Here is a 13,736-nt window from a genome sequence, read left to right as displayed (position 1 = left end):
CCGTCGATATGCACAGCCGGTTCCGTGCGCCGTGCTGCCCTCAACCCGGCCGTTTAAGCCGGTCCCTTAGTGGTCCCCACGCGCACGTCCGCAGCGCCACCAGTCCTCGAAAGACAAGACCATGACCCTATTAGCCAACCCCCAAAAGTCCAGGCAACCATCACCGCCGGAGGCTGCCCCCGCCGGCAACGGACCGGACGGCCGCGGATGGTTCCGCGCCTTCCTGCTCCGGCTGCACTTCTACGCTGGCATTCTCGCCGGTCCCTTCCTTTTCGTCGCCGCGGTCAGCGGCGGCCTCTACGCCATCACCCCGGCACTGGAACAGGCCGTCCACGCCAAGGAGCTGCGCGTTCCGGCGGTCGCCCACCCTCTGCCGCTCTCCGCACAGGTGAAGACGGCGATGGATTCCGCCGGCGGCGCTACGCCCATTGCCGTCCGCCCGGCGCCCGGCTCCGAGGACACCACCCGCGTGCTCTTCGCCGACCCTACGCTGGGTGAATCCGAATACAGGACCGTCTTTGTGCATCCCGGCACGGGCGAAATCCGCGGAGACCTCACCACCTATGGCAGCAGCGGGTCGCTCCCCACGCGCACCTGGATCTCCAACCTCCACCGCTCCCTGAACCTCGGTGAGCCCGGCCGGATCTACAGTGAACTGGCTGCGTCCTGGCTCTGGGTTGTCGCGCTCGGCGGGCTGGGTCTGTGGATCGGCAGGATCCGCCGACGCCGAATATCGTCTCCGAAGGCCCGCCCCGCTTCCGGCCGGGCGAGGATGGTGTGGCTCCACGGCACCACGGGCACCGTCCTGCTCGCCGCCTTCCTGTTCCTGTCCGCCTCCGGCCTCACCTGGTCCGCCAGCGCGGGCGAGAACATCACCAAGGTCCGCACCAGCCTCGGCTGGCTCACCCCCACTGTCTCCACGTCACTGAATGGGGAGGCGTCCGCACCGGCCGGTGACCACGCCGGGCACGGTTCAGGGTCGGCACCGACCGGCGCGGCAGCGGACCCGGCAACCTACGACACCGTCGAGCGGATCGCCCGGGCGGACATCATCACGGCCCCCATGGTGGACATCAAGCCGCCCGCAAAGGCCGGCACGGCCTGGACCGTGACCGAGGCAGGCCGGGAATGGCCGGCCACCGCCAGCGCAGTTGCCATCGACCCGGATTCCGAGAAGGTCACCAGCCGCGCCGACTTCAAGGATTTCGGACTGGCGGCGAAGCTGACCCGCTGGGCCATCGCGGCGCACATGGGCCTGCTCTTCGGCCTGCCCAACCAGCTCGTCCTGCTCGCCGTGGCCGCAGGACTGGCCGCCATGGTGGTGTGGGGCTACGTGATGTGGTGGAAGCGCCGCCCCACCCGCGGCAGCGCCTGGGCCGTGGGCCGGCCGGCGCCGCGGGGAGCCTTCGTCCGCGGACACTGGGCAGGCGTCCTGGCCGCGATCACGGCGATGGTCCTCGTGGGCATGTTCCTGCCGCTCCTTGGCTGGAGCCTCCTCGCCTTCCTCCTCCTGGACGCGGTGATAGGTGAAGCCAGGCGCCGTCGTCGTTATTCTCCGGAACCAAAAGCGGACGTGGCCGAAGCTCACAAGTAAGCGCCCACCCTGTAATGCCGCGGACCGGAAGGAGAGCATGGCTGCCCGGGCCCGCCGTCGATAGACTGAAAGTGGCCGCCGCGGCATCAGGCCGCCCCGGCCTTCCCGAACAGGAGGTCACGATGGGTTTGGGTGACAAGATCCACAACGCCGCCGAAAAACTCCACGGCAGAAGCAAGGAAGCAGCCGGCCGCGCGACCGGAGATGAGCGGCTCCGGTCCGAAGGCAGGGCCCGCCACATCAGGGCCGACCTCAAGCAGGCCGGCGAAAAGATCAAGGACGCCTTCAGGAGGCACTAAGGTCCAGCTTTAGAGCTCGGGGCCCTGTCCGGTAAGAGCGGACAGGGCCCCGCCGCGTGTTCTGCCCTCAGCGCGCCAGACGAGGGCAGGCGTAAAGAAAACGTTAAAATTTCTGCGCCGCGGGTGGAAACTCTTTTGTGGCGAAGACCGGGACAGTACCTTTGAATTCATGCCGTCCTGCGATGGCCCCCAACACCGCAGGGCGGCTTTTTCATTGCCCTCAGGCCGCGGTCCGTGCTTAACGCCGCCCTTGCCGAGCCTCCGTCGTTGGCGGATTACCAAAAATGGCCGCTCGCTCTCCACCAATTACCAAAAGTGGCCGCCCAAAATGCTTCCAGGCGGCCCTTTCCGGCAATGCGGCCCTTTCCGGCAATGCGGCGCGGGGCCAGGCAGCACCGCGCGCGGGCCAAGCATCCGCGCCCGGCACCAGGGAACCACCAAGCGCGAACGGACACTTGTGGCCCTCGTGTGAAGGGCCACAAGTGTCCGTTCGCGCTCAGCTTCGCCCCGAGCCCTGCCGGGCTACCCCAGCGCGGGTACCTGCACCTGCCCCGGCTTGAAGCGGGCTCCGAAACCGGGAGCAACAGGCACCTCGATCCGGGCGTGGGTGTGGACGTCGGCAACAGTCGCCGCAGTATGCTCCGCGATCTGCTCCAGCGTCGTCACCCACATGCCGTCCATGCCCTTGACCCGCTCGATGAGCTGCTCCAGGGCCACTGCCTTGGAGGGCCGGCCCGAGATGAACGGGTGGTTGGTGAGCACGAAGCAGCTTCCCTGCGCATGGTGTGCCTGCGCCTCGAGTGTCCACATCTCCAGCACCTTGGCCGGGCTTTCGATCACGCCGCTGCCGGTGACTCCCGGGTAGAAGGCGTACTGCTCCCAGTCGTCGAGCGTCCAGTCCACGGGGATCTCCACGATGTCGCGGGTATCCCCGGAGGAAGGATCCTGCGAGACCGACATCCGGTACGGCGCGTCGCCGTCGAGCAGGCTGGAATCGTAGAGGAAACCGCGGTCTGCGAGGAGCGCCGGCGAGTGCCAGTTCAGTTCCCACCACGGCGCCCGGTACCCCACCGGCCGGATCCCGGCGACCTTCTCCAGCGCCTCGAGCCCGCGGTCAATATAGGAGGCCTCCGTCACGGCGTCGATCCCCTGCATCGGCTCGTGCAGGTAGCCGTGGTGCGCAACCTCGTGGCCGCCGTCGACGATCTGCCGCACGACGTCCGGGTAGCTTTCCGCGGTGAACCCGGGGATGAAGAACGTCCCACGGACCTCCTGCCGCGCCAGGATCTGCAGCAGCCGCGGCACCGCAACCCTGGGCCCGTACGACTGGTGGCTCATCAGCGACATCCGCCGGGTGCTGGCGGGGTCGTGCGCGATGACGCAGGATTCGGCATCGACATCGAAGGTGAAGGATGCGGCGGCGGTGTAGCTGGCGGGCCAGGTGATGGGGTGCTGGGAATCCGGGAAGGCGCTGGGGCTCATGCCGTGGGTTCCTTTCGTAGTAAGGGAGTGGTTAGAGGTCGACGGCGGGAACGGGCTGGGGTGCCTGCCCGGCGGCAGGTGCGCTGACAGCAACGGCTGCAGTGCCGCCGTCGGGCGTCACCGTCACGTACTGCCGGTGCAGACGGGGGCCAAGCACCGCATACACCCCGGCGCTGGTGAGTCCGCCGGCCAGCCAGGAGAGGTCCCAGCCGCCCAGGGCAACCGCGATGGGCCCCTGCATCACCGGGACCAGCCCGTACATGAACAGCCAGGTGGCGAAGATCCCGGCGAGCAGCGAGGTCACGCCGGCCCAGTTGACCACGGGCAGGCGGCGGGTGCCGACGCCGTCGAACAGCCGTTCCACGTTGCCGGGCCAGCGCCGCTCCAGCCAGAAGAAGTGCACCAGCATCACGCCGCCCCAGGCTGCCACCCACGCCACCAGGCCGATGAGCCAGGCGTCCAGCACGGCGGCGAAGTCCTCCTGGAAGATGAAGTAGATGACGGCGATGAGTGAGAAAACGCCGACGAACAGGTTGAGTTTCCGGCGGCTGATGGTGATGTCGAGCGCCTGCGTGGCCACCGAGAACGTGTAGATGTTGAGGATGTTGGTGGCGATGGGGCCGTGGAGCACCATCAGGAGCACGGGCAGCGCCAGGGCACCGAAGTTCTGGACGATGAGCTTGCCGGGATCGATTTCGCCGCTGTTGGTGGCGAGGCTTGCGCCGAGGACACCCAGCCAGACCACCGGGATGAACTGGCCCAGGACGGAGGCGAGGTAGACCTTTTTCTTGGGGACGGTGGTGCTGACGAAGCGGGAGTAGTCGGCGGCGTAGGTGAACCAGGTGATGCCCCAGCCGATGCCGATGGCGGTCATCACGGCGCTCATGGCGGCGATCCGTTCGGAGCCTTCGAGGATGTTGCCCGCGGGGCCGGCGTAGGTCCAGTCGATCTTGAGGCCGAACCAGGCGACGGCGGACATGACCACCAGGATGATGATGGTGGGCGGCACGGTCCATTTTTCGAAGGCGGCGATCGCCTTGTAGCCGAACCATGCGATGGCAACCTGGGCGGCCATGATGAACGTGGCCACGCCGATCTTCCAGGCGTAGTTGTGGGCCTGTGGGTCCACCCAGCCGAGGGTGCCGAAGAGCGCCATGACCAGGTCGAGGATGATCCAGGTGTTGACGGCGCACCAGCCCACCACCAGCAGGGCCTGGATGGCGGCCGGAAGGTAGTTGCCGCGGCGGCCGAAGGCGGCGCGGGCCAGGACCATGCCGGTGGCCCCGGTCTTTTGGCCCAGCAGGACGAAGCAGCCAAAGAGCAGCATGCCGATCAGGTTGCCCAGGACCAGAACGGTGACGGTGTCGGCAAAGCCAAGGCCGAGGTTGATGCCCAGGGCGCCGAGGACCCAGTTGATCGGGGCGAGGTTTGCGCCGGCCCAGATCCAGAACTGGCCGGACACCTTGCGGGTGCGCGCGGTTTCCGGAATGGGCTGGAGCCAGGCTTCGAAGTCCTCGGCCTGCTCCGTTGCGGGCCCGGACTGCGGTGTTGAGGAATTGTGCATCGGAAAAGCCTCCGTGTGAGGAAGAAGAGCCTCCGTGAAGAAGGGATGAATTAAGCGTATGTGGGCTCCATCACAGCAACAAGGTACGATCTGTCTAGCAGAATCCTCTTGCCTATGACGGAGTGTAAGGTCAGTGTTCCTCGAAGACGTTTTGAAGCACCGCAGCGTCCAGGCGGCCGATCCGCTCCTCCGCGCGGCGGGCTCTGCCGTGGCCGGGCGGCAGGTGCGGTGGGTGCACTCCAGCGAGGTCCTGGATATCGCTCCCTTGCTGCGCGGCGGTGAGCTTCTCCTCAGCGGCGGGCAGGCCCTGGCCACCGCTTCGGACCAGCGGCGCGTGGACTACGTGCGCGAGCTGGCCGGGCGCGGCGTGGCGGCTGTTGCGATCGAGACGGGGCCGGTGCTGCCTGACATCCCGGAGTTGATGCTGGTGGCGGCCGAGTCCAACGGCCTGCCGCTGTTCGAGCTCCGCAAAGTGGCACCCTTCGTGGGCATCATGCAGGAGATCAACTCGATCCTGGTGGGCCAGTCCGTGGAGCTGCTGCAGCGCGGGGATGAGATCAGCCACGCCATGGCCGCCGAACTCGCCCACGGCGGCGGGCTGGACGAGGTGCTCGCCGTGCTCGCCGGGCAGACCGGAACCGGGGTGCGCCTGGTGTCGCCGGCGGGAGTGACGCTGGGCAGCGCCGGTGTTGGTTCCTCCGGCAGCGGCGGCGCTGGCGGCGGGGGCGGCGGCGGCGCTGGCGGCAGTGGCGGCGCTTCCGACGGCGGAAATTCCGACGGCGGTCTTGGCACCGAAGGTTTGGCGGGAGTTAGCCCCGGGGCAGTGAGTACGACGGCGGTCGACGTTCCGGTCCGTGGTGTGCTGGCTGCCCGCCTCGAACTTGAGCTGACTGAGGGCGTCGACCCGGCGTTCGTCCGGGTGGCGGGCGAACGGTCCGTCGACATCCTCGGCCTGGCGCTGTTGCAGCGGATGCCGCCGGGCCTGAAGGAACTGGCGGGCGCTGAGCTGATGCGAGCCGTCCATTCCGGGGCCCAGCCGTGGCGGCTCGAGCAGCTGGGGGCGGCGGCGGGGTTCGCCGTCGACGGTCCGGTGGCCGCCGTCATGATCCGTTCCGCCGCCTCGGGCCGGCTGCGTCCCGCGCTGGACGCAGTCCTTGCGGGGGCGGTTCCGCATGCCGCGAGCTATGCCGACAAGCTGGAGCTCATCGCGTTGGCCGGCCTCCCGCGCGAGGGAACACGGTCCGCACGGGCATCGCTGCTCGAGGCGCTGGGGTCCCTCGAGGTCCCGGAAGGTTCCGCGGTCGCCATCGGACCTCTGGGGCAGGGCATCGGCGAGGCGGCGTGGTCGATGGCGGAAGCGCGGCGGACGCTGGATCTGGCGCCGCGGGCCGGCCGCTCCCGGCATGTCCTGGATGCGGAGGCATTTGGTGTCGAGCGCCTGGCAGCCGAGAGCCTCGACGCCGCTGCCCGCCGCGATTACGTCCGCCGAACGCTCGGCCCGGTCCTCGAGCACGACGAGCAGCGGAACTCGCAGTTGCTGCACACCCTGACCGTATGGCTGGACTCCGGCTGCAACACGGCCCAGGCTGCCCGCGAGCTGCACCTGGAACGGCAGTCGATGTACCACCGGCTGCAGCGCATCTTCGACCTCTGCGGCGGCGACCCCCGCGGAACCGGCCGCCTCGCGAGCCTGCACCTGGCCACCCGCCTGGCCCGACTCCCCTAGCCCTACATACGACCCTCTCTCACTTCCTGCCGCCTTTCCCCCGACCCTCTATCACCTCCCGCCGCCTTTCCCCCGACCCTCTATCACCTCCTGCCGCTTTCCCCCGACCCTCTATCACCTCCTGCCGCCTTTTCCCCAACGCTCCATCACCTCCCGCCGCCTTTTCCCCAACGCTCCATCACCTCCCGCCGCCAGGCGGACCCTTCCTCACATCCCGCCGCTTGGGACCGAACGCTTCCGCACTACCGGACTGGATATGCTCGACCCATGCTGCCCGAACGCTACCTGGCCGAACTCACGCACTGCCTCGGATCACTCGAAGAGCTTGCCCGCCAGTCGGAGGGCACACTGGCCCGCTCCGTTCCGGCCTGTCCGGGTTGGACGCTCGATGAGCTTTTTGGGCATGTCGGCTCCATCGAACGATGGGCTGCCGCCGTGGTCCGCACCGGCAAGCATGTTGAGGCACCGGCCCCGCCCACAGCAGGAGCGGCGAGCTGGTTCCTCGAAGGAGCGCCTGATTTCCTTGCCACGATGACCTCGCTGGACCCGACGGCCCCGTGTTGGAACTTCGGACCTCCCCCGCGCACTGCGGGTTTTTGGCTTCGCCGGCAGGCGCACGAGCACGCCATCCACCTTCTCGACGCCCACCAGGCGTCAGGGCAACGGGAACCGGAGTTCCCAGAGGACTTCCTGCTGGACGGCATCGACGAGGCCCTAACAATGGTCGCCCCGCGGCAGATCCGGCTACAGCGGATGCCGGACCCCGGAAAGGCCGTGACCTTCCGCATCCCCCACGGCACGGCCTGGACCGTCGGATCCGGGGACGTCAAAGCGGAGGTCAGCGCAACCCCACGGGACATGTACTTCGGCCTTTGGGGCCGCTCCAACCTGTCGAACACCGCCGCGATCGACGGCGACACTGAGCTCGCCTTGCGCGTCATCCGTGGTCCGCTTACGCCATAGACAGAACGACGGCGGGATCTGAGGAAGCGTTTAGCTGGAGGCAGCGGGACGTGAGGACGCGTCGGGGGAATCCGGCAGGGAGTGATAGAGCGTCCGAGGGAAAACGGCAGGGAGTGATAGAGCGTCCGAGGGAAAGTGGCAGGAAGTGATGGAGCGTCGGAAGGGCCCGGCTGCTCAGCGCAGCCAGGCCCTCCGTATTGAACTGTTAGTTACGTATTGAACTGTGAGTTACGCGCGGTGGTTGGCGTCGGACTTCTCGTGGCTGCCGTGGACCGCGTGGTGGTGGCCGGGGTGGTGCTCCTCGTACTCGATCTCCAGCTCGTCGGCCGAGGTGAGTCCGTTGGGCAGGTCCACGGTGTGGCGCGGGCCGGTGTAGGTGTGCCTGACCCGGAGCTGCCAGGCCAGCCACAGCACCAGCAGGGTTCCGCCGACCACCAGCGGTGTGTAGTTGAAGTACTTCCACTCGAAGTCGGGGTTCCACGGAGCTCCGAGCGGGGAGGTCGGCAGGAGGGCGATCACCGTGGTCAGTGCGATCTCCACGACGGCGATGGTGCCCAGCCACTTGTAGTTCCGGCCCAGGTGCCAGGAGCCGCGCTCGAAGGCGGAGCCCTTGCGGAGGCGCTGGTAGATCGGGATAGCGAAGGCCAAGTACAGGCCGACGACGCCGATGGAGACTACCGCGTTGAAGGCCACCGGCACGGGGGCGCCGTTGATATCCACCTCCACGAGGGCGGGCAGGGCCAGGAGGATCGCCAGGCCGGCAACCAGGGCTACACTGTACAGCGGAACACCGCTCTTGTTGAGGCGGGGCCAGATGCGGGCGCCGGGCACCGCGCCGTCCCGGCTGAAGGCGAACAGCATGCGGGTGGTGGAGGTCATGCAGGCCATGGCGCAGAAGCACTGGCCCACGGTGGAGATCACCAGCACGGTGCTGACCCACGGGCCGCTCAGTGCCTGGTTGAGCACGGTGACCACGCTGCCGCCGCTTGCGGTGACGGCGTCGGCGTCCTGCACGGCGAAGAGGATGCCCAGCAGCAGGATCCAGCCGCCGATTGCCGAGTAGAGGATGGCCTGCCAGATGCCGTTGGCGGCGGAGTTGGAGGCGCCCTTGGTTTCCTCGGACATGTGGCAGGAGGCGTCGTAGCCGGTGACGGTGAACTGCGGCAGGATCACGGCGAGCGGGAGCACAAGGAAGATGAATCCCATGCCGGTAGTGGCACCGTCGAACCATCCGGTGTTGTTGATCCGCTGGCTGAACACGTCGGCCATGCTGGCGTGGCGTTCCGGCACGAAGATGATGATGGCGATGATTGCCGCGGTGCCGATGACGTGCCACCACACGGAGATGTTGTTGAAGATGGCCAGCAGGTGGCTGGAGAAGATCGAGAGGATCGTGACCACCACCAGCACGGCGATGAAGATCAGGAACACCCGGGACAGTGAGTACCCTTCGGCCCAGGCCGAGCTGAACGACGAAAGGGTCACGTCGATGAAGGTGGCGCAGCCATAGGACACGGCGGCGACGATGGCCAGCAGGCCCAGGAAGTCCAGCCAGCCGGTGAAGTAGCTGGAGCGCAGGCTGCCAAGCTTGGCCGCCCAGTAGTACATGCCGCCGGAGGTGGGCATCGCGGAGACAAGTTCGCCCATGCACAGGCCCACCACGAGGATGAGGGCACAGACGATGGGCCAGCCCCAGCTGATGGCCGCCGGGCCGCCGTTGTTCCATCCGATGAAGAAGCTGATGAACGGGCCGCTGAGGATCGAGATGACAGAGAAGGAGATGGCGAAGTTGGAAAAGCCGGACCACGAACGCTTCAGTTCGGGCTTGTAGCCGAGGTTGGCGAGGAGTTCGTCGTCGGACCGTTGTGGTTTGGTGACAGACATGGCAATAAGTCCTTGGGTCTTGAGCCGATGGTTGGGACGGGAGGGCCGGCGTCTACATTGACGTCAGGCCGCCGTCGATGGGCAGGAGCTGCCCGGTGATGTACCGGGCCCAGTCCGACGCGAGGAACACCACCGAGGGGGCGATATCCTCCGGTGTACCCTGGCGTCCCAGAGGTACCTGCGTTCCGACGAGCTGATCGAGTTCTTCCGTGTCCAGGTGGCCGAGCACGGGGTCATTGAAGCCTGTTTCGATCCATCCGGGGCACACGCCGTTGACGCGGATTCCGTCCTTGGCGTACTCAACGGCGAGCTGCCGGGTGAGGTTCACCAGCGCGCCCTTGGACGTGTTGTAGGCAACGAGGTCCGGCTCCCCGATCAGGCCGGAAACGGACGCCGTGATGATGATCGCGCCCGACTTCTGCTTGATCATCTGCGGAAGCACCGCCCGCACCGTGAGGAATGTGCCGCGCACGTTGACCTGGAAGGTCTTGTCCCACTCGTCGAGGGTCTGGGTCAGGGCGGTTCCCGCCATGAGCACGCCCGCGTTGGCGTGGACAACGTCCAGCCGGCCGTGGGTCCGGACAATGTCATCGACGACGGCGGCCATCGCCTTTTCGTCGGTCACGTCAGCAACTGCCGCCACACCTTTGTGGCCCGCGTCTTTGATCAGCTGCTCGGTTTCGGCGGCGCGCGCAAAGTCCATGTCCGAGGCCACCACCAAGGCGCCGGCCTCCGCCAGCGCCAGGGCGCTGGCGCGGCCGATGCCGTGGCCGGCTCCGGTCACCAGGGCAACCTGGCCGGTCAGGGTCAGAGCATTCATCTTGTTCCTCCGTGGGAGTTTTGCGTGGGGTGTGATGGGCCGGCGTGATGCGTGTCACGAGCCGGGATTTCCTCTACTGTAATGGAGGTCACATGGGCTGAGCAATAGATTTTAGTTTTAAATGTTTTTTTGCTTCAGTTGCTTGCAACCGTGGACTGCAGAGCTTAAAAGATATATTCCTAAAGTATTGCTTATATGTCGGAAGCTGTGATCTACTTCATACATCGCAAGCGAGGTGCGACTGGAGCCGTGGCCCAAGGGTGCCGCTGCTGCAGGGCACGGCATCGCAACGGAACGACCTCCGGGACAAGGAAGTCCCGCTATCCAAAGGAACCAAAGGATGAGCTTCAGTTTTGGCACAAAAGCTTCCCCGATCGCGCTTTCTGGCGAGGTCGTGGTCTCCGGGCTTGGCAAGAGTTACGGCGCAGCCCGTGTGCTGTCGGATGTGGATCTGGCGATGAACGAGGGCGAGGTGGTCTCGATCATCGGCCCGTCCGGGGCGGGCAAGAGCACGTTCCTGCGGTGCCTGAATTACCTGGAAACACCGACCGAGGGCACGATCGAAATCGGCGGTGCCCGGGTTGTGGCCGGCGGGAAGCTGCCGGACAAGGCCAGCCTGGACCACCTCCGCCGCGTCACCGGCATGGTCTTCCAAAGCTTCAACCTGTTCCCGCACCTGACCGTGATGGAGAACATCACCCTGCCCCAGCGCAAGGTCCTCGGGGCCAGCAAGGAACAGGCCGAAGAGACCGCGAACCGGCTACTCAAGCATGTCGGCCTGCCGGACAAGGCCAAGGCCTACCCGGCCCGCCTCTCCGGCGGGCAGCAGCAGCGCATCGCCATCGCCCGCGCCCTGGCACTCTCACCAAAGGTCATGCTCTTCGACGAACCCACCTCGGCCCTGGACCCGGAAATCGGCCTGGAAGTCCTCGCCGTCATGCGCGACCTCGCCGACGAGGGCATGACCATGCTCGTCGTCACCCACGAAATGCACTTCGCCCGGGACGTCTCGGACCGGATCATGGTCATGGGCAACGGCGGCGTCCTGGAGATCGGCCCGAGCGAACAGGTCATGTCGGACCCGCAGAACGAACGCACCCGGCAGTTCCTCAAAGCCGTTCTGGACCGGTGAGCCCGGTCATGATTGCAGAACTGCTGCCAGCGATCGCCCGCGGCGTCGGACTCACCCTCTACGTCACCGGCGCCTCGCTCCTGATCGGCGGGCTCATCGGCCTGGTCCTGGTCGGCGCCGCCCGCTCCCCCATCGCCATCATCCGCGCGGCCGCGACCCTCTACATCAACATCGTGCGGGTCATCCCGCCGATCACCTGGCTGTTCCTGATCTACTTCGGCCTGCCCCAGTACTCCCTGCGGCTGAGCACGATCCAGGCTGCGATCATCGGGTTCTCCATCATCGCCTCCGCGTTCATGGCCGAAATCTACCGCTCCGGGCTGCTGTCCATCCCCGACGGCCAGCGCGAGGCCGCCCACGCCCTCGGACTGTCCACCGTCACCACCGTGGGGCACATCATCACCCCGCAGGCGTTCCGCGTAGCGCTGCCCGCGATCGCCACCTACGGCATCGGACTCCTGAAAGACTCCGCCCTGGCCTCCACCATCGGCGTCCGGGAAATCACCTACTACGCCCAGCAGGCCGCCAAACAAACCCACGAAGGCCTCCTCTCCTTCGTCGTCGCCGGGGTCCTCTACATCGTCATCAGCCTCGTCGTCGCCCTCATCTCACGCCGGGTCGACCTCACCCTGCGCCGAAAGATCGGAGTCGCGTGATGGAACTCCTCACCCAATGGCTTTCCTGGCTGCCCAACCTCACCCCCGGACTCCTGGTCAGCCTCCAGCTCACCGGGCTCTCGCTGCTCTTCGGCTTCCCCCTCGGCCTGCTCTTCGCCGTCATGGCCGCCTCCAAACTCGCGCCCCTGCAATGGATCTCATTCCTGTTCGTCGAGATCGGCCGCGGACTGCCCGCCCTGGTCCTGCTCTACCTGCTCTACTTCAGCCTCCCCGACGCCGGCATCACCCTGACCTCCCTCACCACCGCGATCATCGCGCTGACCTGGAACACCGGCGCCTACGCCTCCGAATACTTCCGCGCCGGAATAGCCTCCGTACCCCTGGGCCAGAAAGAAGCAGCCCTCACCTCCGGGCTGCGCGGCTGGACCGGGTTCCGGCTCATCATCCTGCCCCAGGCACTAAGGATCTCCACCCCGCCCCTGGCCGGACTCGCCGTCCTCGTCTTCCAAGGCAGCGCCCTCGCCTTCGTGATCGCCGTGCCCGAACTGATGTCCAAAGCCTTCGAAATCGGATCCATCACCTTCGAATACCTCAGCGTCTACACCCTCACCGCAGTGATCTACGGATCCCTCACCCTCGTCTTCCTCGGCCTCATCCGGGTGCTGGAACAACGCCTCGGACGCCACCTGCAACGCAACTAAGCCTCCGCTCCACTTATCCCGGGCAAACCGCCCACACCACACAACAAAGGAAAACCATGTCACGGAATCCCCGTACCCTTGTGCGCGCACTTTCAGCCGGCAGCGCCGCCGGCCTGCTCGCGATCTCCCTCAGCGCCTGCGGCGGCAGCGAAACCAGCAGCGTCGCCTCCGACTGCAAACCGGCACACAGTGACCTCAAAACCATTACCGACGGCGAGCTCACCGTCGCCAGCTACGACTACGCACCCGCCACGATCCTGGAAGGTGAAAATGTCACCGGCATGGAGGGCGACCTGATCAACGAGATCGCCAAGCTCGAATGCCTCAAAGTCACGGTGAGCACTTCAGGCGGTGCCGGAGCGGTGATCCCGTCAGTGCAGTCAAAGCGCGTTGATATCGGCTCGGGAAACTGGCTGCGCACCAAGGAACGGACCAAGATCGTCTACATGAGCACACCGCTGTGGAACGATCCGCAGGGGATCGTTTCGACGAAGGGCCTCACCAGCGATGATCTCGAGGGCCACGTGGTCGGTTCGGTCGCCGGCAACCTCTGGAACGACAGCATGCAGAAGTGGCTCGGAGACAAGTTCAAGATCTACCAGGACGACGAATCCATCTACGCCGATCTCAAGGCCGGACGCATCGACGCGCTCGTGGCATCCTCCGCATCCGCAAACTACCGGCTCAAAGACGCCCCCATCGAGGGCGCCAAGGTGGTCGACGTTAAGCCGAACCCGAAGGTCCCACAGTTCGCCGCTGTCGGCCAGGTCATGTTGCCGTCCAGCCTCGACAACGAGGCCCTGGGCAAGGCGCTGGACGAGGACATCAAGACACTCCGCGACAACGGAACCATCAAGAAGCTCCTCGAGAAGTACGGAGTGGACGCCTCCGTCGGCGAGCCCGGCGCACCCACCGAACTCTAACGGGAGTTCTCCCTCTATAGGCGGCGCCGGA

General features: G+C 66.4%; 12 protein-coding genes. 8 read left to right on the top strand and 4 right to left on the bottom strand.

Going from position 1 to position 13,736, the window contains the following annotated elements; genetic code table 11:
* Positions 1-121: 121 nt before the first annotated feature.
* Together BWQ92_RS15610 and BWQ92_RS15605 are read left to right on the top strand one after the other, a co-directional pair.
* Complete coding sequence (locus BWQ92_RS15610) at positions 122-1,594, top strand: PepSY-associated TM helix domain-containing protein (RefSeq protein ID WP_076800928.1); 1,473 nt, start codon at positions 122-124, stop codon at positions 1,592-1,594.
* A gap of 122 nt (positions 1,595-1,716) precedes the next feature.
* Positions 1,717-1,893 carry a CsbD family protein gene (locus tag BWQ92_RS15605; RefSeq protein ID WP_003804064.1) on the top strand — a complete coding sequence of 59 codons (177 nt, stop codon included), beginning with the start codon at positions 1,717-1,719 and terminating at the stop codon, positions 1,891-1,893.
* Positions 1,894-2,415: 522 nt separating this feature from the next.
* Here BWQ92_RS15605 and BWQ92_RS15600 read toward each other — a convergent pair.
* Together BWQ92_RS15600 and BWQ92_RS15595 are read right to left on the bottom strand one after the other, a co-directional pair.
* On the bottom strand, positions 2,416-3,375 hold the full coding sequence (locus tag BWQ92_RS15600; RefSeq protein ID WP_076800926.1) for a polysaccharide deacetylase family protein: 960 nt from the start codon (positions 3,373-3,375) through the stop codon (positions 2,416-2,418).
* A 31-nt stretch (positions 3,376-3,406) separates the two neighbouring features.
* Positions 3,407-4,939 carry a purine-cytosine permease family protein gene (locus BWQ92_RS15595; protein ID WP_076800924.1) on the bottom strand — a complete coding sequence of 511 codons (1,533 nt, stop codon included), beginning with the start codon at positions 4,937-4,939 and terminating at the stop codon, positions 3,407-3,409.
* A 133-nt stretch (positions 4,940-5,072) separates the two neighbouring features.
* Between BWQ92_RS15595 and BWQ92_RS15590 the strand changes: the two genes are divergently transcribed.
* Positions 5,073-6,665 carry a PucR family transcriptional regulator gene (locus tag BWQ92_RS15590; protein WP_076800922.1) on the top strand — a complete coding sequence of 531 codons (1,593 nt, stop codon included), beginning with the start codon at positions 5,073-5,075 and terminating at the stop codon, positions 6,663-6,665.
* A 267-nt stretch (positions 6,666-6,932) separates the two neighbouring features.
* Positions 6,933-7,628, top strand: coding sequence for a maleylpyruvate isomerase family mycothiol-dependent enzyme (locus BWQ92_RS15585; protein WP_076800920.1), 696 nt, complete (start codon positions 6,933-6,935; stop codon positions 7,626-7,628).
* 228 nt (positions 7,629-7,856) lie between these two features.
* On the opposite strand, the gene BWQ92_RS15580 is transcribed toward BWQ92_RS15585, so the two are convergent.
* Positions 7,857-9,512 (bottom strand): amino acid permease, encoded by a 1,656-nt coding sequence (locus BWQ92_RS15580; RefSeq protein ID WP_076800918.1) that lies wholly within the window; start codon positions 9,510-9,512, stop codon positions 7,857-7,859.
* Between the two features lie 52 nt (positions 9,513-9,564).
* Positions 9,565-10,332: an SDR family NAD(P)-dependent oxidoreductase gene (locus tag BWQ92_RS15575; protein ID WP_083706336.1), complete on the bottom strand. Its 768-nt coding sequence runs from the start codon at positions 10,330-10,332 to the stop codon at positions 9,565-9,567.
* A gap of 340 nt (positions 10,333-10,672) precedes the next feature.
* On the opposite strand from BWQ92_RS15575, the gene BWQ92_RS15570 reads away from it, so the two are divergent.
* Genes BWQ92_RS15570 through BWQ92_RS15555 form a run of 4 tightly spaced genes read left to right on the top strand, consistent with a single transcriptional unit; the run spans position 10,673 to position 13,705 of the window.
* Positions 10,673-11,464, top strand: coding sequence for an amino acid ABC transporter ATP-binding protein (locus BWQ92_RS15570; protein WP_076800916.1), 792 nt, complete (start codon positions 10,673-10,675; stop codon positions 11,462-11,464).
* Positions 11,465-11,472: 8 nt separating this feature from the next.
* Positions 11,473-12,120: an amino acid ABC transporter permease gene (locus BWQ92_RS15565; protein ID WP_076803760.1), complete on the top strand. Its 648-nt coding sequence runs from the start codon at positions 11,473-11,475 to the stop codon at positions 12,118-12,120.
* A complete protein-coding gene (locus BWQ92_RS15560; protein WP_076800914.1) occupies positions 12,120-12,782 on the top strand; it encodes an amino acid ABC transporter permease in 663 nt (220 codons plus the stop codon). The genes BWQ92_RS15565 and BWQ92_RS15560 overlap by 1 nt, the downstream gene beginning before the upstream one ends.
* Positions 12,783-12,838: 56 nt before the next feature.
* Positions 12,839-13,705 (top strand): substrate-binding periplasmic protein, encoded by an 867-nt coding sequence (locus tag BWQ92_RS15555; RefSeq protein WP_076800912.1) that lies wholly within the window; start codon positions 12,839-12,841, stop codon positions 13,703-13,705.
* The last annotated feature ends 31 nt before the right edge of the window (positions 13,706-13,736 follow it).

The organism is Arthrobacter sp. QXT-31 (genome assembly GCF_001969265.1).
GTDB lineage: Bacteria > Actinomycetota > Actinomycetes > Actinomycetales > Micrococcaceae > Arthrobacter.
Note: the sequence above shows the minus strand (reverse complement) of the source record. Positions and strands in the feature narration are given on the sequence as shown.

What these genes read in the sequence shown, in the direction of transcription:
- BWQ92_RS15570 (WP_076800916.1), top strand. Translation starts at nt 10,673, where the DNA reads ATGAGCTTCAGTTTTGGCACAAAAGCTTCCCCGATCGCGCTTTCTGGC.
- BWQ92_RS15585 (WP_076800920.1), top strand. Translation starts at nt 6,933, where the DNA reads ATGCTGCCCGAACGCTACCTGGCCGAACTCACGCACTGCCTCGGATCA.
- BWQ92_RS15595 (WP_076800924.1), bottom strand. Translation starts at nt 4,939, where the DNA reads ATGCACAATTCCTCAACACCGCAGTCCGGGCCCGCAACGGAGCAGGCC.
- BWQ92_RS15565 (WP_076803760.1), top strand. Translation starts at nt 11,473, where the DNA reads ATGATTGCAGAACTGCTGCCAGCGATCGCCCGCGGCGTCGGACTCACC.
- BWQ92_RS15555 (WP_076800912.1), top strand. Translation starts at nt 12,839, where the DNA reads ATGTCACGGAATCCCCGTACCCTTGTGCGCGCACTTTCAGCCGGCAGC.
- BWQ92_RS15580 (WP_076800918.1), bottom strand. Translation starts at nt 9,512, where the DNA reads ATGTCTGTCACCAAACCACAACGGTCCGACGACGAACTCCTCGCCAAC.
- BWQ92_RS15600 (WP_076800926.1), bottom strand. Translation starts at nt 3,375, where the DNA reads ATGAGCCCCAGCGCCTTCCCGGATTCCCAGCACCCCATCACCTGGCCC.
- BWQ92_RS15560 (WP_076800914.1), top strand. Translation starts at nt 12,120, where the DNA reads ATGGAACTCCTCACCCAATGGCTTTCCTGGCTGCCCAACCTCACCCCC.
- BWQ92_RS15610 (WP_076800928.1), top strand. Translation starts at nt 122, where the DNA reads ATGACCCTATTAGCCAACCCCCAAAAGTCCAGGCAACCATCACCGCCG.
- BWQ92_RS15575 (WP_083706336.1), bottom strand. Translation starts at nt 10,332, where the DNA reads ATGAATGCTCTGACCCTGACCGGCCAGGTTGCCCTGGTGACCGGAGCC.
- BWQ92_RS15605 (WP_003804064.1), top strand. Translation starts at nt 1,717, where the DNA reads ATGGGTTTGGGTGACAAGATCCACAACGCCGCCGAAAAACTCCACGGC.